This is a genomic window from Mycobacterium sp. ABE4_509, assembly GCF_056160785.1.
The window spans coordinates 1-21892 of sequence record NZ_JBSWXU010000090.1; the positions used below are offsets into that span (position 1 = coordinate 1).

Consider the following 21892-nt stretch of genomic DNA (forward strand, 5'->3'; position numbering starts at 1 on the left):
TCTTGGCGACTCGCAGCGCGATGCGCAGCACCTCGTTCCAGGATTTGGCGCCGAGGGTCTTGGGTTCGGTTTCGGCCATCAGCCGGGCCAGCGCCCGCTGCTCGTGGGCCGGCAGTATCCAGGTCAGCTCCTTGAGGTCGTCGAGCAGGCTGATCAGTTCGCGATGGGTGAGCCCGTCGATCGGGGCGGCGGCCAACTCGGCCAGACCGGCCCGGATCGCGGCGATCGCGCTGGACACCTCACCCATGAATCGAACACTAGTTCGAACCACTGACAGGAGCGACCGTCGGTGTGACTGGAGAAACCCAAGTGACCAAAGAGCTTTCGATGGTCACCAAACCGCGAGGTGAACCCCGGGCGATAGGGTTGAGGACATGCGAGTGGCAGTGCTGGGCGCCAAGGGCAAAGTCGGCGCGACGATGGTGGCGGGCGTGGAAAGCGCCGAGGATCTGACCTTCACCACCGGTGTCGACGCCGGCGACCCGCTGTCGGCGCTGACCGACACCGACACCGAGGTGGTTATCGACTTCACCCACCCCAGCGTCGTCATGGACAACCTGAAGTTCTGCATCGAGCACGGGATCCACGCGGTCGTCGGGACCACCGGTTTCACCGAGGAGCGGCTCGAGCAGGTCCGGCAGTGGCTCGCGGGCAAGCCGGACGCCTGCGTGCTGATCGCCCCGAACTTCGCGATCGGCGCGGTGCTCTCGATGCACTTCGCCAAGCAGGCCGCCCGGTTCTTCGAGTCCGTCGAGGTCATCGAGCTGCACCATCCCTACAAGGCCGACGCACCGTCGGGCACCGCCGCGCGCACCGCCCAACTCATCGCCGCGGCCCGAAAAGAACTGCCGCCCAACCCCGACGCCACCAGCACCGGCCTCGAGGGCGCGCGGGGGGCCGACGTGGACGGCATTCCAGTGCACTCGGTGCGACTGGCCGGGCTCGTCGCCCACCAGGAAGTGCTGTTCGGCACCCAGGGCGAGACGCTGACCATCCGGCACGACAGCATCGACCGCACCTCGTTCGTGCCCGGTGTGCTGCTGGCGGTCCGCAGAATCAGGGAGTTCCCCGGCCTGACGGTCGGGATCGAACCGCTGCTCGACTTGTCATGAGCGAGGGCGCGCGCGCACTGCGTATCCAGCTGCTGATCGGGTTCATGTGCCTCGCGCTCATCGCCTACTTCTTCATGCTCTGGCGTCTTGCCTGGATGTTCATCACCTCCGGTGACGTCGTGGCGATCGGGCTCGGCCTGGCCATTATGGTGCTGCCCTTCATCGGCGTCTGGGTCCTGGTCGCCACTCTGAAGGCCGGCCTGGCGCATCAACGCCTGGCCCGCATCGCGCGTGAGGAGGGCATGGAGCTCGACGTCAGCGCACTGCCGCGCAGGCCGTCCGGCCGCATCGATCGAGATGCCGCCGACACGCTGTTCGAGAAGGTGCGCGGCGAACTCGAAGCCGACCCGGACAACTGGCTTCGCTGGTATCGACTGGCACGCGCGTACGACTATGCCGGTGATCGCGGCAGAGCCAGGGACACCATGCGTAAGGCCGTAGAGATGGAGGAAGGAAGGCCCAGCTGATGGCACGCCTGCTGATCGTGCACCACACCCCGTCACCGCACTGCCAGGAGATGTTCGAAGCCGTCGTCTCCGGCGCAACCGACCCGGAGATCGAGGGTGTCGAGGTGCTGCGGCGGCCCGCCTTGACCGTCTCACCGGCCGAGATGCTCGAAGCCGACGGCTACCTGCTCGGCACCCCGGCCAACCTGGGCTACATCAGCGGCGCGCTCAAGCACGCCTTCGACAGCGCCTACTACCAGATCCTCGACACCACCCAGGGGCGTCCGTTCGGGCTGTGGCTGCACGGCAACGAGGGCACCGAGGGCGCCCAGCGGGCGGTCGACGGCATCACCGCGGGCCTGGGGTGGACCCAAGCCGCAGAGACGGTGGTGGTGGCCGGCAAACCGGCCAAGGACGACCTCGAGGCCTGCTGGAATCTCGGCGCGACGGTCGCGGCGCAACTGATGGGGTAGCGGGGCACCCCGAACCTGAACCCGAACCCGGGCACGGGCCTACCCGGCGGATTCCCTCAGCGTCGGTGTCAGCATCCACGGCACGTGTCCCGGTCCCATGTCCGCGCACGCCCGCTCGGCGTCGCGGCGTCCGAGTTCGATGGTCGCTTCGATGAAGGACGGCTCGAAATACAGAAAGCTGATGAGATCGCCCTGCCGGTTGCCGTTGCCCTGCAACGCGCGACCGAGCAGCCACAGCTCGCTCTGGCGAAGCAGCTTGGTCAGTCCGCCTGCCGCGCTTGGGCGTTCCTGGATGGCCTGGCGGGCCAGCTCGCCGATAGTGCCGCGGTGCTCGGGCGTGACCGCGAGGTACGGGATCACCCGCATCTGCTCTCCGGTGCGGGTTCGGCCACCCTCCGCGCCACCCCCGAGCAACAGATCGTTGATCGTGCTCAGCGTGCGAAGGTCCTCGACCATACGGTCGATGAGCGTGGCATCCATCAGGCCGACGAGCATGTCGCTGAGGTCCGGTGGTGGGTCGTCGGGCCCGAACGGGGCGGGAGTCTCGGTCACCGGATGCGTGGCGACCACGATCATCCGGTCGGCACCCAGTTCCACCGCCGGTTTGAGCGGCGCGTTCATGTGCACGCCGCCGTCGATGTACCAGCCGGCGTGATGGCTCGGCGTCTGCACTCGAACCGGGGGAAACAGCAGCGGTATCGCCGACGAGGCCAGCACGTGTTCGGTCTTCAGCCCGTCGACCGCGACGTAGTCGATCGGTCGCTTGGGGTCACGCACCGGCACGACGTCGGGGTCCGGCGTATGCGCGAACACCACCGAGAGGTTGTCGCGGCCCGCGCCGGTGACGACGGCCACCGTGAGGCTGTTCGCAATGACGTTGCTGCGCAACTGCTCCTCGTCGATCACCCGCTCCGCGGTGCGCCACAGCGGGGAGGTGTCCAGCAGCTGGGTCGGCCGCGATCTGGGTAGGCCGATGGCGTCGCCGACGAACTGGGCGGCGGTTCGCGGCAACTGCAGCACCGGTGAGGCGAACACGTCCGATGCCGCCAGCTGACGCCAGACATCCAGCACTTTCGCCGACATCTCGGCAGGAGGCAGGTGCGAGAAGGCGGCACAGAGCGTCGCATTGATCGCGCCGGCGCTGGTGCCGACGTACATCGACACCGCCACACCGGCCGCCTGCAATCGTGGCAGCAGCACCGAAAGAACTCCGGCCTCGTAGCCGCCACGGGCCCCCGCGCCGGCCAGCACGACCGCCACTTTCTCCACGCCGCCTGGTTACCACACCCGGGCACGATCCGCTGGGCGACGGCGGCACCGCTCTTGTGCCCGGAGGCCAGCTGGGGGACGGGCCCCGGCGGAATCGGTACATTGCTCCCGGGCGCGGCATTCGTTTCGCACTCGCCCGAGTTCTCGGCGTGCCACTGCCACGTCGACGGATCAACGGAGGAGCCGCATGCCCGGTATCGCCGACATCGCTGTTGCCGGAGCGCCGATCGCCGGCGGCGCACTGCTGGGAATGGTGGCGGGGAACATCAAGGCGCCCGATGTCCGGGCTCTGATCGCCAAGGACATGGACTTGCTCGCCCGCATCCCCGAAGACCAGGTGCAGCGTCGGGCGAATCTCCAGCACGTCATCGACATCCGGGTCGACGACATCATCGCCGGCATCAACAAGAACCGTCAGATCCGCGAGATCGCGGTGTCCTACGAGGGCAACTGGCGCGACATCGTGGTGTTCGTCTCGGCCATCCTGTTCACCACCGTGTGGTGGCACGTACCGCACTCCAAAACCAACTGGCTGCTGATGTTCATCGTGATGATCGTCGTGACGGTCATCGCCGGCGTCTACGCCTTCCGCGGCGGCTTCCGCGCGGTCAAGACGTTCCGGGAGGAGCGGCGCCGGCACCGCGCCCAGGCGCCTCCCGCGTAGGAAACCGCCTCAGCTCAGATGGGCGGCGAAGAACGAACGCATCGAGTCCCAATGCCGGCGTGCGGCCGCCTCGTCGAACGGGGCGTTGTCCGGCACCGCGAAGCCGTGCAGTGCCGGATACCACTCGATGGTGTGGTCCACGCCGGCAGCGGTGAGCGCCTTGCCGAGCGTCTCGCCATCCTCGGGGGTGAAGGAGCGATCATCCTGAGCGCCCCCGACGTAGACCGCCGCCCGGATCCGCTCGGCGAGCAGGTGTGGGCTGTCCGGGTCATCGGCGACCAGGCCGCCGCCGTGAAACGACATCGCCGCCGCGACCCGGCCCGGAACCCGGCCGGCGACCACCAGTGCGCTGCGCCCGCCCATGCAGTATCCGGTGACACCGAACGACTCGCCGCGGACCTCGGGGCGGGCGGCCAGGTAGTCGAAGAACGCGGTGGCGTCGGCGGCCATCAGATCCGGGGTGACCTTGGAGATCATCGAGAACAGGCGTTTGCGGGCGTCCTCGTCGCCGAACACCGTCGCCATGTCGAACGGCGCCCAGTCGCCTTCGCGGTAGTACACGTCGGGGAGCAGCACCGCGTAGCCGTGGCCGGCGAGTTCGTCAGCCATCGCGGAGAACGTGGGACGGGCCCCGCCGGCGTCGGGATACATGACGATTCCGGGCCAGGGACCGTCGCCCTCGGGGGTGTGTAGGGTGACCGGGCAGGAGCCGTCGGCAGTCGTGACGGTGTCGGAGATCGTCGGCATGGGTTCCGTTCTACTCTGCAGCCGCCCACGTAAGCTAGGCGCGTGCCGATCGCCACTCCCTACGAGGATCTGCTGCGTCTGGTGCTCGAGACGGGGACTCCCAAGTCCGACCGCACCGGTACCGGCACCCGCAGTGTCTTCGGCCATCAGATGCGTTACGACCTCACCGCCGGGTTCCCGTTGATCACCACCAAGAAGGTGCACACCAAGTCGATCATCTACGAGCTGCTGTGGTTTCTGCGCGGGGACTCCAACGTGGGCTGGCTGCAGGAACGCGGAGTGACGATCTGGGATGAATGGGCCTCCCCGACAGGGGATCTGGGTCCGATCTACGGCGTGCAGTGGCGGTCGTGGCCGACACCGTCGGGTGAACACATCGACCAGATCAGCGCCGCGCTGCAGCTGCTGAAGTCCGACCCGGACTCCCGGCGCAACATCGTGTCGGCCTGGAACGTCGGCGAGATCAGCCAGATGGCACTGCCGCCGTGCCACGCGTTCTTCCAGTTCTACGTCGCCGACGGGCGGTTGAGCTGCCAGCTCTATCAGCGCAGCGCCGACCTGTTCCTGGGCGTACCGTTCAACATCGCCAGCTACGCACTGCTGACCCACATGATGGCCGCCCAGGCCGGCCTGGCTGTCGGTGAATTCATCTGGACCGGAGGAGACTGCCACATCTACGACAACCACGTCGAGCAGGTGACCGAACAACTGTCCCGCGAGGCCCGACCTTATCCGGAACTCCTTCTGGCAAAACGGGATTCGATCTTCGACTACGTCTACGAGGACGTCGTCATCAACAACTACGACCCGCATCCGGCGATCAAGGCCCCGGTGGCAGTGTGAGCGTGAACCTGATCTGGGCGCAGTCCTCGTCCGGGGTGATCGGCCGGGGCAACTCCATCCCGTGGCACGTCCCGGAGGACATGGCGCGATTCAGGGAACTGACCATGGGTCACACCGTGGTCATGGGCCGGAACACCTGGGAGTCGCTGCCGGAGCGGTTCCGGCCGCTGCCGGGCCGCCGAAATGTCGTACTGAGCCGTCATGCTGACTACATGGCTGACGGAGCAGAGGTCATCACCTCCCTCGAGGGCGCCGCGCTCGACGACGCATGGGTGATCGGTGGGTCACAGGTCTACGGGCTGGCGTTGCCGCTCGCGTCCCGGTGCGAGGTCACCGAGGTCGACATCGACCTGCACCGCGAGGACGACGACGCGCTGGCGCCGATGCTCGACGAGGCGTGGTTCGGCACGGCGGGGGACTGGCAGGACAGCTCCTCCGGGCTGCGCTACCGGTTCTACACCTACCTCCGGGCGTGACCAGGCTGTCCGCTGCCCAGGCGCGGCGGGTGGCGGTCACAGCCCAGGGCTTCGCCGAGCCGGCCCCGGCCGGTCCGGTCACCCGCGCGCATCTCAAGCGGCTCATCGCCCGGCTGCAGGTCCTGCAGCTGGATTCCGTCTCGGTTGCGGTACGCGCCCACTACGCGCCGGTGTTCAGCCGGCTGGGGCCCTACGACCGCGATGTGCTGGACCGCGCTGCCTGGAGCCATTCGGCGCGGTCGCCACGGCTGCTGATCGAGTACTGGGCACACGAGGCCGCCCTGATGGCCGTCGACGACTGGCCGTTGCTGCGCTGGCGGATGCAGCAGTACCGGCACGGCCGGTGGGGAACCGAGATCGTCCGCAAGAACGCAAAGCTGGCCGACGGTGTCGTCGAAGCGGTGACCGCACTGGGTCCGTCGACGGCAGGTCAGATCGAGGCGCATCTGGAAGCGGCACCCCGCGGCCGCAAGGGGCCCTGGTGGGACCGCAGCGACACCAAGTGGGTGGCCGAGGCATTGTGGTCGTCGGGGGTGCTGGCCACCGCGACCAGGGTGGGGTTCGCACGCCACTACGACCTGGCCGAACGGGTATTACCTGCGGAGGTGCTGAACCGGCAGTTGGACGAGCGTGAGGCGGTGCGCGAACTGGCCCGCCGGGCTGCCACCGCGTTGGGTGTCGCCACCGAGGCCGACATCCGCGACTACTTCCGGCTGGGCGCCGCCCAGATCAAACCCGCGATCGCCGACCTGGTGGCCGCCGGCGAACTCGAGCGCGTCGACGTCGACGGGTGGACCGCCCCGGCATACCTGCGGGCCGGCCAGAGCGTTCCGCGCCGCGACAGGGGAACAGCGCTGCTGTGCCCGTTCGACCCGCTGGTCTTCTTCCGGCCCCGCGTGGAGCGACTGTTCGAATTCACGTACCGCCTCGAGATCTACACCCCGGCCGCCAGGCGGCAGTACGGCTACTACGTGTGGCCGTTCCTGCTCGACGGCGAACTGGTGGGCCGGGTCGACCTCAAGGCAGACCGCCCGGCACGGGCGCTGACGGTCGTCGGCGCGTTCGTCGAATCCGGGCGCGACCCGGTGACGGTCGCCGCGGCACTGGCCGGGCAGCTGCGTTCGATGGCCGACTGGCTCGACCTCGACGAGGTGATCGTGGGTGATCGGGGCGATCTGGTGGCGGAACTGGCCGCCGCCTTGGTTAGCTGAAGCCATGGACGTGCTACGCACCCCCGACGACAGGTTCGCCGCCCTCCCGGATTTCCCGTTCGAGCCGCACTACGTCGAGGTCGGCCCGCTGCGGATGCACTACGTCGACGAAGGCCCCGCCGACGGGCCGGTCGTGCTGCTGCTCCACGGCGAGCCGTCATGGAGCTACCTGTACCGGTGGATGATCCCGGTGCTGACCGGGGCCGGCCTGCGGGCGGTGGCGATCGACCTGGTCGGGTTCGGGCGCAGTGACAAGCCCACCCGCCGCGAGGACTACACCTATCAGGCCCACATCGACTGGACCTGGGCCGCCATCGACTCCATCGGGCTGACCGACATCACCCTGGTCTGCCAGGACTGGGGCGGGCTGATCGGCCTGCGGCTGGTCGGCGAACACGCCGATCACTTCGCCCGCGTCGTCGCCGCCAACACGATGCTGCCGACCGGCGATCACCACCCGGGCGAGGCGTTCCTGGCCTGGCAGAAGTTCAGTCAGGAGACCCCGGACTTCCCGGTCGGCAAGATCATCGGCGGCGGCTGCGTCGGCACGCTGAGCCCCGAGGTGATCGCCGCCTACGACGCGCCGTTCCCCGATGACTCCTACAAGGCCGGCGCCCGGCAGTTCCCGCTGTTGGTGCCGATCAGCCCCGACGATCCAGCGGCGCCGGCGAACCGGGCCGCCTGGCAGGCGCTCGGCCGCTTCGCCAAGCCCTTCCTGTGCGCGTTCTCCGACTCCGACCCGATCACCCGGGGAGCAGATGCCGTGCTGCGCAAGCTCATCCCGGGCGCGGCCGGTCAGCCACACGTGACGATCGGCGACGCCGGGCACTTCCTGCAGGAGGACAAGGGCGCCGAACTTGCCGCCGTGGTGGTGGATTTCGTCGCCGCCAATCCGGACTGACGGCTAGCTCAGCGGAATGTCGTTGTCTGCCTTGGATTCCTGATACCGATTCGACAGCGAGTCGTAACGGGCCCGGATGCGGTCGCGCTGGGCCAGCAGCTCGCTGCGCTGCGGTTCGGGCTCGGCCTCGATCAGGTCGGTGATCGCGTACGCCGTCCAGAACTCGTTGGCGCGCCGGTAGCCGCCCGGTTCCAGGCCGAACAGTTCCTTGAGGATCTTGAGGTCGTGCGGAATGGCGAAGCTGTCGCGGGAATCCTCGTGGCTGTAGAAGTAGTAGTAGTTGTCGAACCCCGCCCAGGTGATCGCCGACATGCACAACGTGCACGGCTCATGGGTGGTCAGAAACAGCAGGTCCCTGGTCGAAGGCCGGTCGGGCAACTCGTAGAACTGTCGCAGCGTGTTGATCTCGCCATGCCACAGCGGGTTGTCGGTTTCGTCGTTGGTGCCCGCGACCACGACCGACAGATCCGACTTGGCCAGCAGCGCCGCGCCGAAGACCTTGTTGCCGGCGGCCACCCCGCGCTCGGTCAGCGGCAGGATCTCGGCGTCGATCACCTCGAGCAGGCGCGCGGAAAGCGTGGAGTCGGGCATGGATCACCCTAACGTCCGTCGGGGCCGCGGTCAGGGTGAAGAGATTCGAGTGGGCCGCGAGTGGACTTCGCCGCTGAGGCGGTCTCGACGGGGGAGGGGCCGACGAGCGCGTTAGGCTCACCGCGTGGCCGAGATCGCACCGCTGCGGGTGCAGCTGATCGCCAGGACGGAGTTCTGCCCGCCCCCGGACGTGCCGTGGAGCACCGACGCCGACGGTGGCCCGGCGCTGGTCGAGTTCGCCGGCCGGGCCTGTTATCAGAGCTGGTCGAAACCCAATCCGCGGACCGCCACCAATTCGTCGTATCTGCGCCACATCATCGACGTCGGGCACTTCTCGGTGCTCGAACACGCCACGGTCACCTTCTACATCACCGGCATCTCCCGGTCCTGTACCCACGAGCTGGTCCGGCACCGGCACTTCTCCTACTCGCAGCTGTCGCAGCGGTACGTGCCCGAGCACGACGCGCAGGTGGTCGCGCCACCGGGAATCGAAGACGACCCCGAGCTGGCCGAGATCCTGGCCTCGGCCGCCGATGCCAGCCGCGCCGCCTACGCCGAGCTGCTCGCCCGGCTGGAGGCCAAGTTCATGGTCGACGAAGCCGGCGAACGCGCGGCGGTGCTGCGACGCAAACAGGCCCGCCAGGCCGCCCGCGCGGTGCTGCCCAACGCCACCGAGACGCGCATCGTCGTCACCGGTAACTACCGGGCCTGGCGGCATTTCATCGCGATGCGGGCCAGCGAGCACGCCGACGTGGAGATCCGGCGGCTGGCGATCGAATGTCTGCGTCAACTCGTCGACGTCGCGCCGCAGGTGTTCGCCGATTTCGAGATCACCGAGCTGGCCGACGGCACCGAGGTCGCGACCAGCCCCCTGGCTACCGAGGCATAGCCCAAAGGCGGTCGTGACGCCGGTGGCTGAGCAGGTAACCTAGTTGCCCGTGAGTACCAGCGGATTCGACGCCCCCGCCCGTTTGGGCACGCTGCTGACCGCCATGGTGACTCCGTTCAAGCCCGACGGCACGCTGGACACCGTCACCGCCGCGCGGCTGGCCAACCGCCTGATCGACCAGGGCTGCGATGGGCTGGTGTTGTCCGGAACCACCGGGGAATCGCCGACGACCACCGACGACGAGAAGATCCTGCTGCTGCGGACGGTGCTCGAGGCCGTCGGTGACCGGGCCCGCGTCATCGCCGGTGCCGGAAGCTACGACACCGCGCATAGCATGCACCTGGCCAAGGCGTGTGCCGCCGAGGGCGCCCACGGGTTGCTGGTGGTCACCCCGTACTACTCGCGGCCGCCGCAGGCAGGGTTGCTCGCGCACTTCACCGCCGTCGCCGACAGCACCGATCTGCCGGTGGTGCTCTACGACATCCCGCCGCGATCGCTCGTGCCGATCGCCTGGGACACGCTGCGGACGCTGGCGCAGCACCCCAACATCGTGGCGGTCAAGGACGCCAAGGCCGACCTGCACGGCGGAGCGGCGATCATCGCCGAGACCGGCCTGGCCTACTACTCCGGAGACGACTCGCTGAACCTGCCATGGCTGGCGATGGGAGCGGTCGGCTTCGTCAGCGTCTGGGGGCATGTCGCGGCCGGCCAGCTGCGCGACATGCAGACCGCGTTCGCGTCCGGCGACATCGCCACCGCCCGCAAGATCAGCGTCACGCTCGGACCGTTGTCCGCGGCGCAGATCCGGCTGGGCGGGGTCACGCTGTCCAAGGAGGGGCTGCGGCTGCAGGGCTTCGAGGCCGGCGACCCACGGCTGCCGCAGATGCCGGCCAGCGCCGATCAGATCGAGGCGCTGGCCAACGACATGCGCTCCGCGGCGGTGTTGAGGTAGTGGATTCAGCGCTTTCCCCACCCGAGTCGCTGGCCCCCGCCGGCCTGCGTGTCACCGCCTTGGGCGGTATCAACGAAATCGGCCGCAACATGACCGTTTTCGAGCATCTGGGCCGGCTGCTGGTGGTCGATTGCGGGGTGTTGTTCCCGACCCACGATGAACCCGGTGTCGACCTGATCCTGCCCGATCTGCGGCACATCGAGGACCGCCTCGACGAGGTGGAGGCCGTGGTGGTCACCCACGCCCACGAGGACCACATCGGTGCGATCCCGTTCCTGCTGAAGCTGCGGCCCGACATCCCGATCGTCGGATCGAAATTCACCCTGGCGCTGGTAGCCGCCAAGTGCCGGGAACACCGCATCAAGCCGGTGTTCGTCGAAGTGGACGCGGGTCAGAAGAGCACCCACGGGGTGTTCGAGTGTCAGTACTTCACGGTCAACCACTCGATCCCGGGCTGTCTGGCCATCGCGATCCACACCGGTGCGGGCACCGTGCTGCACACCGGGGACATCAAGCTCGACCAGATGCCGCTCGACGGCAGGCCCACCGACCTGCCCGGGATGTCGCGGCTCGGCGACGCCGGGGTGGACCTGTTCCTGTGCGACTCCACCAACGCCGACATCCCGGGGGTCGGGCCGTCGGAAAGTGAGATCGGCCCCGCGCTGCACCGGTTGATCCGCGGCGCCGAGGGCCGCGTCATCGTGGCCTGCTTCGCCTCCAACGTCTATCGCGTGCAACAGATCATCGACGCCGCCGTGGCGCTCGGTCGCCGGGTGTCGTTCGTCGGCCGCTCGATGGTGCGCAACATGGGGATCGCCCGCGAGCTGGGCTACCTCGAGGTCGCCGACGAGGACGTGCTCGACATCGCCGCCGCCGAGATGATGCCCGCCGACCGGGTCGTGCTGATCACCACCGGTACCCAGGGTGAGCCGATGGCGGCACTGTCGCGGATGTCGCGCGGGGAACACCGCAGCATCACCCTCACCGACGGGGACCTGATCGTGCTGTCCTCATCGCTGATCCCCGGCAACGAGGAGGCGGTGTACGGCGTGATCGACTCGCTGGCCAAGATCGGGGCCCGCGTCGTCACCAACCAGCAGGCCCGCATTCACGTTTCGGGCCACGCCTATGCCGGCGAGCTGGCGTTCCTCTACAACGGGGTGCGGCCGCGCAATGTGATGCCGGTGCACGGCACCTGGCGGATGCTGCGGGCCAACGCCGCGCTGGCGGCGCGCACCGGCGTGCCTGAGGAGAACATCGTGCTCGCCGAGAACGGTGTCAGCGTCGATCTGGTGAGCGGCCGCGCCCGGATCGCCGGGGCGGTGCCGGTCGGCAAGATGTTCGTCGACGGTCTCGTCACCGGTGACGTCGGTGATGCGACCCTGGGTGAAAGGCTCATCCTGTCCTCGGGTTTCGTCGCGGTGACGGTCGTCGTGCGCCGGGGCACCGGAAAGGCCGCCGGACCCGCGCACCTGCACTCACGCGGATTCTCCGAAGACCCCAAGGCGCTGGAACCGGTGGCGCTGAAGGTCGAGGCCGAACTGGAGAACCTCGCCGGGCAGAACATCACCGATCCCACCCGGATCGCCCAGGCGGTTCGGCGGACCGTCGGCAAATGGGTGGGGGAGACCTACCGCCGCCAGCCGATGATCGTGCCGACGGTGATCGAGATCGGCTGAAGGCCGCCGCCGCGCGCTCAGCGCTCCGCCAGCGCCGTCCACTCCAGCGGGGACGCGGTCAGTGAACGGCCGGTCGGGCGGATGTAGGTGTCGCGGAAGTAGCTCGGTCCGTCCTGTTCGACCAGGCGCCAGCCGTATCCGGCGAGCAGATCGCCGACCTCCTCGCGCACCAGACCCGACTTCCACACCTGCTCGCCCCGGCGGAACCGCCGGTACAGCGCCTTGGCGCCGTGCAGGTCGGTGCCGTCGATGAAGTCCTGGCGGATGTAGGTGAAGATCAGCCGGCTCCCCGGCGCGGCGTCGCGGAGCTGGTCGAGGGTGGCGCGCACCGCCTCCGGGGTCAGGTACTGCGTGACGCCTTCCCAGATGAAGAACGTGCGATCGGTGCGACGGTAACCGCAGGCCTCCAGGGCCGGGATGACCGGTTCGGTTTCGAAGTCGACCGCCACCAGGCGCACCGACGGCGGTGTCGCGCCGAGGGCCCGTTGCAGCACCGCCTCCTTTCGCTCGACGTTGACGCGTTGGTCGACCTCGAACACGGGCAGGTCGCTGTGCCGGGCGATCCGGCACGCCCGGGTGTCCAGTCCCGCACCGAGCACCACCACGGCGTCGACCTCGTTGACCGGGTCGGACAGGCGCTCGTCGATCAGGAGTTTTCGGCACGCGATGCTGGCCCACAGGCCCGGCCCGGACCGCTGTGCGGCGGCCGTCAGGGCGCGCCGCACCGCTGCCGAGCGGGTCAGGCCGACCAGCCAGCGCCACCGCGCGGGAAGGAAGGACCGGGCCAGGTCGTCGTCGACCAGGCGCCGGGCGGGCGGTTCGTTGTGCTCGATCGCCGCGAGCAGCATCGGGCCCAGCGCGGTCCGGGCGGCGGCTTGTGCGGACACCGTGGGCCCGTCAGCGCTTGTTCACATAGCCCGCGTCGACGGGCAACGCGACACCGGTGACATAGCGCGCGGCATCCGAGACCAGCCAGAACGCCGCGTTGGCGATGTCCTCGGGTTCGAGCGCCTGAACCGGCAGGGCGTTGCCCATGTCGGGTCCGCCCTGGCCCTCCTGGGCGATTCCGTCCAGCCAGGAGCGGGTGAACTCGTTGTCGATCATCGGGGTGTTGACCCCGGCCGGATGGACCGAGTTGACCCGAATGCTGTACTGGGCAAGGAAATTGGCGTACACCCGCATGATGCCGACGATGCCGTGCTTGGCTGCGGCATAGCCGACCGAACCCGCCATCGGCGAACCGAGTCCGACCAGCCCGGCCACCGAACTGGTGAGCACCATCGACCCGCCGTTGCCGAACTTGATCATCGGCTTCATAGCCACATCGACGGTGTTGTAGACGCCGGTCAGGTTCACGTCGATGACGTCCTGCCAGGCGTCGGCGGCCGCCATCGGCGCGATTCCGGCGTTGGCGATGACGATGTCGAGGCGGTCGCCGAGCGCCTCGGTCCCTTCGCGCACCGCCGCTTTCACCGCATCCCGGTCCCGCACATCGGCTTGGCGGGCCACGATGCGTGCCCCGGTCTCCTCGACCAGCTTGACCGTGGCGTCGAGGTCTTCGGGCGTGGCCAGCGGGTAGGGCACCGAGGTGATCTGCTCGCACAGGTCCAGCGCGATGATGTCGGCGCCCGCGGCGGCGAGCTTGACCGCGTGTGCCCTGCCCTGGCCCCTGGCGGCGCCGGTGATGAATGCGACCTTGTCGCTGAGCTCACCCATGATGCGAAGGCTACGGGCGCAGCTGGCCCTTGGCGGGGTCCCCCGCCACGACCGGTTGCAGCATCTTGATGTCGGGTGCGCCGTCGAGCAGCTCGCCGATGGCGCCGAACAGGGTGGCGATCGCCGGTGCCTTGCTGTGTGCGGTGAGTGCGTCCGCGTCGGCCCACTGTTCGACGAACACGAAGGTGCCGTCGGCCTCATGCAGCGAGTAGAGCTGGCAGCCCGGCTCGGTGTGCACCGCCTCCACGGCCTGCTGACACGCCTGCCGAACGCTGTCCACGGATTCGGGCTTGGCGGTCATGGTGGCGACGACGACGACTGGCATGGAGACTCCTCGCTGAGCGTGTTCTGGACAGTTGTCCACCTTATTACGTGATCGTTGCGGGCCTGCAGGGGATCGAAACCGATCTGTGACCAGTGTGGCTGATGGTGTATCTGAGGTTGAAGCGACTAGGCTTGCACCCATGGCAAGTAAGACCGCGGCTCGCTCTTCTGCCCGTCCGACCAGGTCAAAGGCCGGTTCGCGGGGTGCATCGCGGCCTGCCCGCCCGGCTGCGCCCCGGCGCAAGCCGCCCCGCCGCAACCCGTCGATGGTCGCGACAGCGGGCACGGCGGTGGGTCGCGGCGTGCGCGCCGGCTGGCTGATGCTCGCCAAAGGGGCCGGAAGCACCGCTCGCTCGGTGGGTCGGGCCCGTGATCTCGACCCCGGACACCGCCGCGACGGCATCGCGCTGGCGCTGCTGGGCCTGGCCGTCATCGTCGCCGCCGGATCCTGGTTCGACGCCGCGCGGCCGGTCGGCGCCTGGATCGACACCTTCGTGCGGGTGCTCATCGGCGCGGCCGTGGTGCTGGTGCCGCTCGCACTCGCCGCCCTGGGCATCGCGCTGATGCGTTCGGAGCCCGACCCCGAGGCCCGGCCGCGGCTGATCCTGGGCACCGTGATGATCGTGCTGCCCGCCCTGGGCCTGTGGCACCTGTGGTCTGGCTCGCCGCAGGACCCGACGGCACGCCAGCACGCGGCCGGATTCCTCGGATTCGCGATCGGCGGCCCGCTGGCCGACGGGCTGACGGCCTGGATCGCCGCGCCGCTGCTGTTCATCGGCGTGCTGTTCGGCGCGCTGCTGGTGACCGGGACGACCATCCGGGAGGTCCCGGCGACGGTGCGGGCGATGTTCCCCACCCGGTGGAGTCGCGACTACGACGACGAGTACGACGACGACGAGTACGACGACGAGCACGAGGATTTCTCCGACGGGTACTACGACGATCCTGCCGGCTATTCCGGCGACGAGGACCGGTCCTGGCCGTCGCCGACCCAGCCGACCGAGGTGCTGCCGGCACCGTCCGGCTCGCCGATGGACAACTACCCGGTCGACCCCGAGGACGCCGGGGACGCGCCCACCGTGCCCGAGCCGGCGGCCCGCACCCGCAAGAAGCCGCGCAAGGAAGCCAAACTGTCACTCGACCGGGTGGTGGAGGGGCCCTACACGCTGCCGCCGCTGGACCTGCTCGTCGCAGGCGACCCACCGAAGCGGCGCAGCGCCGCCAACGAGCAGATGGTCGACTCCATCAACTCGGTGCTGCAGCAGTTCAAGGTCGACGCCGCCGTCACCGGCTGTACCCGCGGGCCGACCGTCACCCGCTACGAGGTCGAGCTCGGGCCCGGCGTCAAGGTCGAGAAGATCACCGCGCTGCACCGCAACATCGCCTACGCGGTGGCCACCGAGAGCGTGCGGATGCTCGCCCCGATCCCGGGCAAGTCGGCAGTGGGGATCGAGGTGCCCAACACCGATCGGGAGATGGTCCGGCTGGCCGATGTGCTGACCGACCCCGGCACCCGGTCCGACCACCATCCGCTGGTCATCGGTCTGGGCAAAGACATTGAGGGCGAGATGATCTCGGCCAACCTGGCGAAGATGCCGCACCTGCTGGTTGCCGGCTCGACCGGGTCGGGCAAGTCCAGTTTCGTCAACTCGATGCTGGTTTCGCTGCTGGCCCGTGCCACCCCGGAGGAGGTCAGGATGATCCTGATCGACCCCAAGATGGTCGAACTGACGCCCTATGAGGGCATTCCGCACCTGGTGACGCCGATCATCACCGAACCGAAGAAAGCCGCCGCCGCGCTGGCGTGGCTGGTCGAGGAGATGGAGCAGCGCTACCAGGACATGCAGGCCTCCCGGGTGCGCCACATCGACGTCTTCAACGAGAAGGTGCGCTCCGGCGAGATCACCGCGCCGCTGGGCTCACAGCGCGAGTACAAGCCCTACCCGTACATCGTGGCGATCGTCGACGAACTCGCCGACCTGATGATGACCGCCCCCCGCGACGTCGAGGACGCCATCGTGCGCATCACCCAGAAGGCGCGCGCGGCCGGCATCCACCTGGTGCTGGCCACCCAGCGGCCGTCGGTCGACGTCGTCACCGGCCTGATCAAGACCAATGTGCCGTCGCGGCTGGCGTTCGCGACCTCGTCGCTGACCGACAGCCGGGTCATCCTGGATCAGCAGGGTGCCGAGAAGCTGATCGGGATGGGCGACGGACTGTTCCTGCCGATGGGAGCCAACAAGCCGATCCGGTTGCAGGGTGCGTTCATCACCGACGAGGAGATCCACGCGGTCGTCGCGGCGACCAAGGAGCAGGCCGAGCCGGAGTACACCGAGGGCGTCACGACGGCCAAGGCCGGCGAACGCAAGGACGTCGATCCCGACATCGGTGACGACATGGACGTCTTCCTGCAGGCGGTGGAGCTGGTGGTGTCATCCCAGTTCGGCTCGACGTCGATGCTGCAGCGCAAGCTGCGGGTGGGCTTCGCCAAGGCCGGCCGGCTGATGGACCTGATGGAGACCCGTGGCATCGTCGGCCCCTCGGAGGGCTCCAAGGCGCGTGAGGTGCTGGTCAGACCCGACGAGCTGGCCGGCACGCTGGCGCTCATCCGCGGCGGCAGCGATGCCGCGGGCTCCGAGGACGCCGACGACGAGTTCTAGCGTCCAGGTCGCCCTGGGGGCGCCGAAACGGCATTCCGGCAGCCGAACGTCGAGTGGGAAGCTGCTGGAATGCCATTTCGGCGGTGGGGGGCCGTTGCGGGTCAGTGGGTCAGTCGCGGTGGGTCAGAGGGTCAGCAGCATGCGGGTGTTGCCCAGGATGTTGGGCTTGACGAACGACAGGTCGAGGAACTCCGCCACGCCGGTGTCATACGACCGGCACATCTCCTCGTAGACCTCCGCGGTGACGGGGGTGCCGTCGATCTCGGCGAAGCCGTGCCTGCTGAAGAAATCCACCTCGAAGGTGAGCACGAAGATCCGCTGCAGGTGCAGTTCCTTGGCCACCGTGAGCAACCGGTCGACCAGTTTGTGCCCGACCCCCTGGCCTCTGACCTTGGGGTGCACCGCCACGGTGCGCACCTCGCCCAGATCCGACCACAGCACGTGCAACGCGCCGCAGCCGATCAGCTCGTCGTGCAGTTCGGCGACCCAGAATTCCTGGACCGACTCGTAGAGCGTCACCAGGTTCTTCTCCAGCAGGATCTTGCCGGCGTAGATGTCCACGAGCGCCTTGATGGCGGGCACGTCGGAGGTGCGGGCGCGCCGTACGACGAGCTGAGCCGCCGAGTCGTCGGGATCTGGGCTCACACACCGAAGAATATCGGTACCGCCAACAAGTATTCTGTGGCGGTGCCGGGCCAACCACATACCGATCCGGTGGTGCCGCGCGTCCGGGTGGCCAACCTGGCCAACGCGCTCACAGCTGTCCGGCTGGCGCTGGTCCCGGTCTTCCTCGTCGTGCTCTTCGTCGGCGACGGCCATGAAACATACTGGCGGGTGGTCGCATTCATCGTGTTCGCGGCCGCAGTGATCACCGACCGGTTCGACGGGGCGCTGGCCCGCAGCTATGGCATGGTGACCGAATTCGGCACGCTGGCCGACCCGATCGCGGACAAGGCGCTGATCGGCGCGGCCCTGATCGGGTTGTCGGTGCTGGGAGATCTGCCGTGGTGGGTGACCGTGGTGATCCTGGCGCGCGAGCTCGGGGTGACGGTGCTGCGTCTGGTGGTGCTGCGCCGCGGCGTCATCCCGGCCAGCCGCGGCGGCAAACTGAAAACCCTGGTCCAGGCCGTGGCGATCGGTCTGTTCGTGCTGCCGCTGTCCGGCGGTTGGCTGGTCTTCGCCTGGGTGACCATGGTGGCGGCGGTCGTGCTCACGGTGCTGACCGGCGCGGATTACTTCGTCTCAGCGGTCAGGGACTGGCGTGGACGACCCGCTGGTCAGTGACGATGCCCGCGCGCTGGTCGCCGATCTGACGGTGCGGCGCCAGAGCGTGGCCACCGCCGAATCACTGACCGCCGGTCTGCTGGCCGCCACCCTCGGCGGAGTGCCCGGAGCCAGCGTGGTGCTGTGCGGCGGCCTGGTGACGTACACGGTGGAGACCAAGATCGGGCTGGCCGGCGTGGCGCCGGAGCTGCTGGCCGACGTCGGTCCCGTCGCCGAACCCACCGCCCGCGCTCTGGCCGTCGGCGCCCAGCAGCGCTGCGGGGCCACCTGGGGGGTGGGCCTGACCGGTGTCGCCGGACCGGAACCGCACGGCGGCCACCCCGTGGGCACGGTGTTCATCGGGATCGCCGGGCCGGTCGACACCGAGGTGGACGCGCTGCTGCTGGACGGCTCCCGCTGGGAGATCCGGCTCGCGGCGGTGCACGCGGCGCTGCGCCGGCTGCGCGAACTGGTGGAACGTCAGCCCAGCGGGTGAAGGACCAGCACTTCGGGGGCCTCGGGAACCATTCCGGCGGTTCCGCGCGTTGGGCTGGGTAAGACACATGAGGAACACCGAGCTCACCCCGAGATGGCCCCGGAAGGCAAGGAGACCGTGATGACGACATTGCTGCGCGAGGTGATCGGCGACGTGTTGCGCCGCGTCCGCGTCGACCAGGGCCGCACGCTGCGTGAGGTCTCCGATTCCGCGCGGGTCAGCCTGGGCTATCTGTCCGAGGTGGAGCGCGGCCGCAAGGAGGCCTCCAGCGAGCTGCTCGGCGCCATCTGCGGCGCGCTGGACGTGCCGCTGTCACGGGTGCTGAGCGAGGCAGGCGACGAGCTGGCCCACGAGGAGTCGCAGGACGCTGCGAGCACCGCCGGTATCGATGTCAGCACCAAGGTGGTCATCCCGCACGCGGTGTCGATGGCGGTGGCCTGACCCGTTCGGCGCGCAGGGGTGTGGTGATCTGCGCGGAACCGATAAGTTGGGGTGGCGGCACTTCACCCGAGATCGACCCATACGAAGGCGGAATGAACTAATGGCCAATCCGTTCGTCAAGGCGTGGCGCTACCTGATGGCGCTGTTCAGCTCGAAAGTCGACGAGTATGCCGATCCGAAGGTGCAGATCCAGCAGGCCATCGAGGAAGCCCAGCGTCAGCACCAGGCTCTGACCCAGCAGGCCGCCCAGGTCATCGGAAATCAGCGCCAACTGGAGATGCGGCTGAACCGCCAGCTCGCCGACATCGAGAAGTTGCAGGTCAACGTGCGTCAGGCGCTGACCCTGGCCGACCAGGCGGTGGCCAACGGGGACGCCGGCAAGGCCACCGAGTACAACAACGCCGCCGAAGCCTTCGCCGCCCAGCTGGTGACCGCCGAGCAGAGCGTCGAAGACCTCAAGAGCATGCACGACCAGGCGCTGCAGGCCGCCGATCAGGCCAAGAAGGCCGTCGAGCAGAACGCGATGATGCTGCAACAGAAGATCGCCGAACGGACCAAGCTGCTCAGCCAGCTCGAGCAGGCCAAGATGCAGGAGCAGGTCAGCGCCTCGCTGCGGTCGATGAGCGATCTCGCCGCACCCGGTGCCACCCCCAGCTTGGACGAGGTGCGCGACAAGATCGAGCGCCGCTACGCCAACGCGATGGGTGCGGCTGAGCTGGCCGAGAACTCCGTGCAGGGCCGGATGGCCGAAATCCAGCAGGCCAGTGTCCAGATGGCCGGACATTCACGCCTGGAACAGATTCGCGCCTCCATGCGCGGCGAGCAACTGCCCGCCGGCAACCAGACCGGTACGCCGACACCGAACCCGGCCACCCCGGCGGCCACCCCCAACCAGACTCCGGAAAATCCGTTGTCGCAGTGATTTAGGCGAATCGGCATGAGCACGCACACCGGCAGACCGGAGCCCTGGCGTTCACTGGCCCAGCGGGGCGTGGACACCGCTGCGGAATGGTCGGACATGGTGGCCGACAAGCTGCACGCCGCCGCCGACCCGCGGGCCAAGCTGCTGCGCAAGCGGCGCTGGGCGCTGCGCCTGGGCGTGTTCTTCAGCGTCTGCACCGTTTTCTGGGTGGGGGCGACCGCCCTGGTGGCGTCGTGGAGCACCCCGGTGTGGGCCCTGTTCATCCCGTCGCCGATCGCCGTCGGTGCGGCCTTCCTCGCGACGCTGGCGTTCCTGCGCTACCGCTGGCTGCGCGCAGAGCCGCTGCCGCCGCCACGCAGCCGGGCCGCGCGACGGCTACCGCCGTGGGGTTCGGCCGCGCGAGCCCCGATGGCCTCGCTGTCGGCCTCCGAGCGTGGGCTGTTCTCCCTGCTGGGGGTCATGGAGCGCGGACAGCTGCTGCCCGCCGGTGACCTGCTCGAACTGCGGGTGGCCGCCGAGCAGACCGCCGCGACGATGGCCGCCACCGCCACCGAGGTGGTCTCGATGGAGAATACGGCCAAATCGGCGCCTCAGTCGCGGGCCCATCTGGCCCCGACGATCAACGCCTTCACCGCTCAACTCCACCGCGGTGCGCGCCAGTACGACGAGATGGTCTCAGCGGCAGCACAACTGGTGTCCGCGGCGAACTCCGGGTCGATGTCGAGTTCGCCGATGTCGCAACGCCGCTACCGTGATCAGCTGGTTGCGGCCACCGACCGGCTGACCGGGTGGGCGCAGGCTTTCGACGAACTGGGCCGACTGCGCGGCGCCTGACGCCCACCTGATGAACTGAGCGTCTTCAGAACGTCTCGCGCCGGGACGGTACCAACGCCGCCACCACCGCCCGCAGCGGAGCCTTGACCATGAAGTCGAAGAAGTCGAAATAGTCGCGCCACAACGCGATCTGACCGTCCCGCACCTCGAAGGCTCCACACACCCAGAACTGCAGCCGTACCGGCCCGAAGATCAGCGCATCGGTGCGCTCGGTCAGCACGGTGGGCCCGTCGGCGGCGATCCGGTGGAACTTGACGGCGAAACCCATCCGCCCCTGCCCCTTGCGGAGCAGCTTCATGATCCGGGAGCGACCGCGCAGCGACGGCAGTCCGACGTTCTGCCAGAGCAGATCGGGTGCCGCCAACGATTCGACGGTGTCGAAATCCTCGTCGGCCATCGCAGACAGGAAGTTCTGCACGATTTCGGCGTTGTCAGCGGCCGCAGCGACGGCTCCGTTCGACGACACCTCGGGAACGTTGTCAGTCATATCGCCCGAGCCTAACGGCGAACGCTGTGGCAGGGTAGCCCGCATGCGCGTTGCGGTGGTCGCAGGACCTGACCCCGGTCACGCATTTCCCGCCATCGCACTGTGCCTGAAGTTCCTGGCGGCCGGGGATACGCCCACCCTGTTGACCGGCACCAGGTGGCTCGCGCTCGCCCGCGCGGAGGGGATCGAGGCCGTCGAGCTGGACGGCCTGGACCCGACGGCAGCCGACGATGACGCCGACGCCGGCGCGAAGATCCATCAACGAGCGGCCCGGATGGCGGTCCTCAACCGCCCGCGCATCGCCGAGCTGGCGCCCGCGGTCGTGGTGTCGGACTCGATCACGACCTGCGGCGGGCTGGCCGCTGACCTGCTCGGCCTGCCCTGGGTCGAGCTGAACACCCATCCGCTGTACCGCCCGTCGAAGGGGCTGCCGCCGATCGGTAGCGGCCTGGCCGCCGGAACCGGGCTGCGGGGCCGGTCGCGCGACGCGCTGCGG

Annotated in this window: 25 protein-coding genes and 2 pseudogenes; 18 read left to right on the forward strand and 9 right to left on the reverse strand. The window is 68.7% G+C overall.

Annotation, left to right across the window (positions count from 1 at the left end):
- Positions 1 to 247 (reverse strand): annotated as a pseudogene (locus tag ACXAID_RS18250) (HNH endonuclease signature motif containing protein); the annotation flags it as partial.
- Positions 248 to 374: 127 nt separating this feature from the next.
- On the opposite strand from ACXAID_RS18250, the gene dapB reads away from it, so the two are divergent.
- The 3 genes from dapB to ACXAID_RS18265 are packed head-to-tail and all read left to right on the forward strand — an operon-like array spanning position 375 to position 2031.
- A complete protein-coding gene (dapB, locus tag ACXAID_RS18255; RefSeq protein ID WP_475023627.1) occupies positions 375 to 1112 on the forward strand; it encodes a 4-hydroxy-tetrahydrodipicolinate reductase in 738 nt (245 codons plus the stop codon).
- The gene (locus ACXAID_RS18260; protein WP_475023628.1) at positions 1109 to 1579 is read left to right on the forward strand and encodes a tetratricopeptide repeat protein; all 471 of its coding nucleotides are present in this window, start codon (positions 1109 to 1111) and stop codon (positions 1577 to 1579) included. The genes dapB and ACXAID_RS18260 overlap by 4 nt, the downstream gene beginning before the upstream one ends.
- Positions 1579 to 2031 (forward strand): flavodoxin family protein, encoded by a 453-nt coding sequence (locus tag ACXAID_RS18265; RefSeq protein WP_475023629.1) that lies wholly within the window; start codon positions 1579 to 1581, stop codon positions 2029 to 2031. Before ACXAID_RS18260 ends, ACXAID_RS18265 begins: the two co-directional genes overlap by 1 nt.
- 39 nt (positions 2032 to 2070) lie before the next feature.
- Here ACXAID_RS18265 and ACXAID_RS18270 read toward each other — a convergent pair whose 3' ends face one another.
- The gene (locus ACXAID_RS18270) at positions 2071 to 3300 is read right to left on the reverse strand and encodes a patatin-like phospholipase family protein (RefSeq protein ID WP_475023630.1); all 1230 of its coding nucleotides are present in this window, start codon (positions 3298 to 3300) and stop codon (positions 2071 to 2073) included.
- Positions 3301 to 3487: 187 nt separating this feature from the next.
- Between ACXAID_RS18270 and ACXAID_RS18275 the strand changes: the two genes are divergently transcribed.
- The gene (locus ACXAID_RS18275) at positions 3488 to 3964 is read left to right on the forward strand and encodes a hypothetical protein (protein ID WP_475023631.1); all 477 of its coding nucleotides are present in this window, start codon (positions 3488 to 3490) and stop codon (positions 3962 to 3964) included.
- 9 nt (positions 3965 to 3973) lie between these two features.
- Here the strand turns inward: ACXAID_RS18275 and ACXAID_RS18280 are convergent, their stop codons facing one another.
- Positions 3974 to 4711: a dienelactone hydrolase family protein gene (locus ACXAID_RS18280; protein WP_475023632.1), complete on the reverse strand. Its 738-nt coding sequence runs from the start codon at positions 4709 to 4711 to the stop codon at positions 3974 to 3976.
- A gap of 42 nt (positions 4712 to 4753) precedes the next feature.
- Between ACXAID_RS18280 and ACXAID_RS18285 the strand changes: the two genes are divergently transcribed.
- The 4 genes from ACXAID_RS18285 to ACXAID_RS18300 are packed head-to-tail and all read left to right on the forward strand — an operon-like array spanning position 4754 to position 8142.
- Positions 4754 to 5554, forward strand: a complete 801-nt coding sequence (locus ACXAID_RS18285) for a thymidylate synthase (protein ID WP_475023633.1) — start codon at positions 4754 to 4756, stop codon at positions 5552 to 5554.
- Positions 5551 to 6030, forward strand: a complete 480-nt coding sequence (locus ACXAID_RS18290) for a dihydrofolate reductase (RefSeq protein WP_475023634.1) — start codon at positions 5551 to 5553, stop codon at positions 6028 to 6030. The genes ACXAID_RS18285 and ACXAID_RS18290 overlap by 4 nt, the downstream gene beginning before the upstream one ends.
- Positions 6027 to 7241, forward strand: a complete 1215-nt coding sequence (locus ACXAID_RS18295; protein WP_475023635.1) for a winged helix-turn-helix domain-containing protein — start codon at positions 6027 to 6029, stop codon at positions 7239 to 7241. The genes ACXAID_RS18290 and ACXAID_RS18295 overlap by 4 nt, the downstream gene beginning before the upstream one ends.
- A 4-nt stretch (positions 7242 to 7245) precedes the next feature.
- Complete coding sequence (locus tag ACXAID_RS18300) at positions 7246 to 8142, forward strand: haloalkane dehalogenase (protein ID WP_475023636.1); 897 nt, start codon at positions 7246 to 7248, stop codon at positions 8140 to 8142.
- 3 nt (positions 8143 to 8145) lie between these two features.
- On the opposite strand, the gene ACXAID_RS18305 is transcribed toward ACXAID_RS18300, so the two are convergent.
- Positions 8146 to 8733: a tRNA-specific adenosine deaminase gene (locus ACXAID_RS18305; protein WP_475023637.1), complete on the reverse strand. Its 588-nt coding sequence runs from the start codon at positions 8731 to 8733 to the stop codon at positions 8146 to 8148.
- A 124-nt stretch (positions 8734 to 8857) separates the two neighbouring features.
- Here ACXAID_RS18305 and thyX point away from each other — a divergent pair, with 124 nt between their 5' ends.
- Genes thyX through ACXAID_RS18320 form a run of 3 tightly spaced genes read left to right on the forward strand, consistent with a single transcriptional unit; the run spans position 8858 to position 12253 of the window.
- Entirely contained in the window at positions 8858 to 9622 is a 765-nt protein-coding gene (gene thyX / locus ACXAID_RS18310; protein WP_475023638.1) for an FAD-dependent thymidylate synthase, read from the forward strand.
- Positions 9623 to 9671: 49 nt separating this feature from the next.
- Positions 9672 to 10574: a 4-hydroxy-tetrahydrodipicolinate synthase gene (gene dapA / locus ACXAID_RS18315; protein WP_475023639.1), complete on the forward strand. Its 903-nt coding sequence runs from the start codon at positions 9672 to 9674 to the stop codon at positions 10572 to 10574.
- The gene (locus ACXAID_RS18320) at positions 10574 to 12253 is read left to right on the forward strand and encodes a ribonuclease J (RefSeq protein ID WP_475023640.1); all 1680 of its coding nucleotides are present in this window, start codon (positions 10574 to 10576) and stop codon (positions 12251 to 12253) included. The genes dapA and ACXAID_RS18320 overlap by 1 nt, the downstream gene beginning before the upstream one ends.
- Positions 12254 to 12270: 17 nt before the next feature.
- Here the strand turns inward: ACXAID_RS18320 and ACXAID_RS18325 are convergent, their stop codons facing one another.
- From ACXAID_RS18325 to ACXAID_RS18335, 3 genes are read right to left on the reverse strand one after another with little or no spacing between them, the layout of a single operon-like run.
- Positions 12271 to 13140 carry an SAM-dependent methyltransferase gene (locus tag ACXAID_RS18325; RefSeq protein ID WP_475023641.1) on the reverse strand — a complete coding sequence of 290 codons (870 nt, stop codon included), beginning with the start codon at positions 13138 to 13140 and terminating at the stop codon, positions 12271 to 12273.
- Between the two features lie 10 nt (positions 13141 to 13150).
- Positions 13151 to 13969 (reverse strand): mycofactocin-coupled SDR family oxidoreductase, encoded by an 819-nt coding sequence (locus ACXAID_RS18330; RefSeq protein WP_475023642.1) that lies wholly within the window; start codon positions 13967 to 13969, stop codon positions 13151 to 13153.
- A 10-nt stretch (positions 13970 to 13979) separates the two neighbouring features.
- On the reverse strand, positions 13980 to 14294 hold the full coding sequence (locus ACXAID_RS18335; protein ID WP_475023643.1) for a putative quinol monooxygenase: 315 nt from the start codon (positions 14292 to 14294) through the stop codon (positions 13980 to 13982).
- A 139-nt stretch (positions 14295 to 14433) separates the two neighbouring features.
- Between ACXAID_RS18335 and ACXAID_RS18340 the strand changes: the two genes are divergently transcribed.
- Positions 14434 to 16953 carry an FtsK/SpoIIIE family DNA translocase gene (locus ACXAID_RS18340; protein WP_475023644.1) on the forward strand — a complete coding sequence of 840 codons (2520 nt, stop codon included), beginning with the start codon at positions 14434 to 14436 and terminating at the stop codon, positions 16951 to 16953.
- A gap of 123 nt (positions 16954 to 17076) precedes the next feature.
- On the opposite strand, the gene ACXAID_RS18345 is transcribed toward ACXAID_RS18340, so the two are convergent.
- Positions 17077 to 17598 carry an amino-acid N-acetyltransferase gene (locus ACXAID_RS18345; protein WP_475023645.1) on the reverse strand — a complete coding sequence of 174 codons (522 nt, stop codon included), beginning with the start codon at positions 17596 to 17598 and terminating at the stop codon, positions 17077 to 17079.
- A gap of 42 nt (positions 17599 to 17640) precedes the next feature.
- On the opposite strand from ACXAID_RS18345, the gene pgsA reads away from it, so the two are divergent.
- The 5 genes from pgsA to pspM all read left to right on the forward strand — a co-directional run bounded on the left by pgsA (position 17641) and on the right by pspM (position 20909).
- Positions 17641 to 18237, forward strand: a complete 597-nt coding sequence (gene pgsA, locus ACXAID_RS18350) for a CDP-diacylglycerol--glycerol-3-phosphate 3-phosphatidyltransferase (RefSeq protein ID WP_475023646.1) — start codon at positions 17641 to 17643, stop codon at positions 18235 to 18237.
- On the forward strand, positions 18215 to 18712 hold the full coding sequence (locus ACXAID_RS18355; RefSeq protein ID WP_475023647.1) for a CinA family protein: 498 nt from the start codon (positions 18215 to 18217) through the stop codon (positions 18710 to 18712). The genes pgsA and ACXAID_RS18355 overlap by 23 nt, the downstream gene beginning before the upstream one ends.
- 120 nt (positions 18713 to 18832) lie before the next feature.
- Positions 18833 to 19153 carry a transcriptional regulator ClgR gene (gene clgR, locus ACXAID_RS18360; protein ID WP_475023648.1) on the forward strand — a complete coding sequence of 107 codons (321 nt, stop codon included), beginning with the start codon at positions 18833 to 18835 and terminating at the stop codon, positions 19151 to 19153.
- Between the two features lie 100 nt (positions 19154 to 19253).
- Complete coding sequence (gene pspA / locus ACXAID_RS18365; protein WP_475023649.1) at positions 19254 to 20075, forward strand: phage shock protein PspA; 822 nt, start codon at positions 19254 to 19256, stop codon at positions 20073 to 20075.
- Positions 20076 to 20090: 15 nt separating this feature from the next.
- Positions 20091 to 20909: a phage shock envelope stress response protein PspM gene (gene pspM, locus ACXAID_RS18370; RefSeq protein ID WP_475023650.1), complete on the forward strand. Its 819-nt coding sequence runs from the start codon at positions 20091 to 20093 to the stop codon at positions 20907 to 20909.
- A gap of 25 nt (positions 20910 to 20934) precedes the next feature.
- Here pspM and ACXAID_RS18375 read toward each other — a convergent pair whose 3' ends face one another.
- Positions 20935 to 21396 carry a limonene-1,2-epoxide hydrolase family protein gene (locus tag ACXAID_RS18375; RefSeq protein ID WP_475023651.1) on the reverse strand — a complete coding sequence of 154 codons (462 nt, stop codon included), beginning with the start codon at positions 21394 to 21396 and terminating at the stop codon, positions 20935 to 20937.
- A gap of 43 nt (positions 21397 to 21439) precedes the next feature.
- Here ACXAID_RS18375 and ACXAID_RS18380 point away from each other — a divergent pair.
- Positions 21440 to 21892, forward strand: a pseudogene (locus ACXAID_RS18380) (glycosyltransferase); the annotation flags it as partial.

What these genes read in the sequence shown, in the direction of transcription:
- dapB (WP_475023627.1), top strand. Translation starts at nt 375, where the DNA reads ATGCGAGTGGCAGTGCTGGGCGCCAAGGGCAAAGTCGGCGCGACGATG.
- ACXAID_RS18260 (WP_475023628.1), top strand. Translation starts at nt 1,109, where the DNA reads ATGAGCGAGGGCGCGCGCGCACTGCGTATCCAGCTGCTGATCGGGTTC.
- ACXAID_RS18265 (WP_475023629.1), top strand. Translation starts at nt 1,579, where the DNA reads ATGGCACGCCTGCTGATCGTGCACCACACCCCGTCACCGCACTGCCAG.
- ACXAID_RS18275 (WP_475023631.1), top strand. Translation starts at nt 3,488, where the DNA reads ATGCCCGGTATCGCCGACATCGCTGTTGCCGGAGCGCCGATCGCCGGC.
- ACXAID_RS18280 (WP_475023632.1), bottom strand. Translation starts at nt 4,711, where the DNA reads ATGCCGACGATCTCCGACACCGTCACGACTGCCGACGGCTCCTGCCCG.
- ACXAID_RS18300 (WP_475023636.1), top strand. Translation starts at nt 7,246, where the DNA reads ATGGACGTGCTACGCACCCCCGACGACAGGTTCGCCGCCCTCCCGGAT.
- ACXAID_RS18305 (WP_475023637.1), bottom strand. Translation starts at nt 8,733, where the DNA reads ATGCCCGACTCCACGCTTTCCGCGCGCCTGCTCGAGGTGATCGACGCC.
- ACXAID_RS18330 (WP_475023642.1), bottom strand. Translation starts at nt 13,969, where the DNA reads ATGGGTGAGCTCAGCGACAAGGTCGCATTCATCACCGGCGCCGCCAGG.
- ACXAID_RS18335 (WP_475023643.1), bottom strand. Translation starts at nt 14,294, where the DNA reads ATGCCAGTCGTCGTCGTCGCCACCATGACCGCCAAGCCCGAATCCGTG.
- ACXAID_RS18340 (WP_475023644.1), top strand. Translation starts at nt 14,434, where the DNA reads ATGGCAAGTAAGACCGCGGCTCGCTCTTCTGCCCGTCCGACCAGGTCA.
- clgR (WP_475023648.1), top strand. Translation starts at nt 18,833, where the DNA reads ATGACGACATTGCTGCGCGAGGTGATCGGCGACGTGTTGCGCCGCGTC.
- pspA (WP_475023649.1), top strand. Translation starts at nt 19,254, where the DNA reads ATGGCCAATCCGTTCGTCAAGGCGTGGCGCTACCTGATGGCGCTGTTC.
- pspM (WP_475023650.1), top strand. Translation starts at nt 20,091, where the DNA reads ATGAGCACGCACACCGGCAGACCGGAGCCCTGGCGTTCACTGGCCCAG.
- ACXAID_RS18375 (WP_475023651.1), bottom strand. Translation starts at nt 21,396, where the DNA reads ATGACTGACAACGTTCCCGAGGTGTCGTCGAACGGAGCCGTCGCTGCG.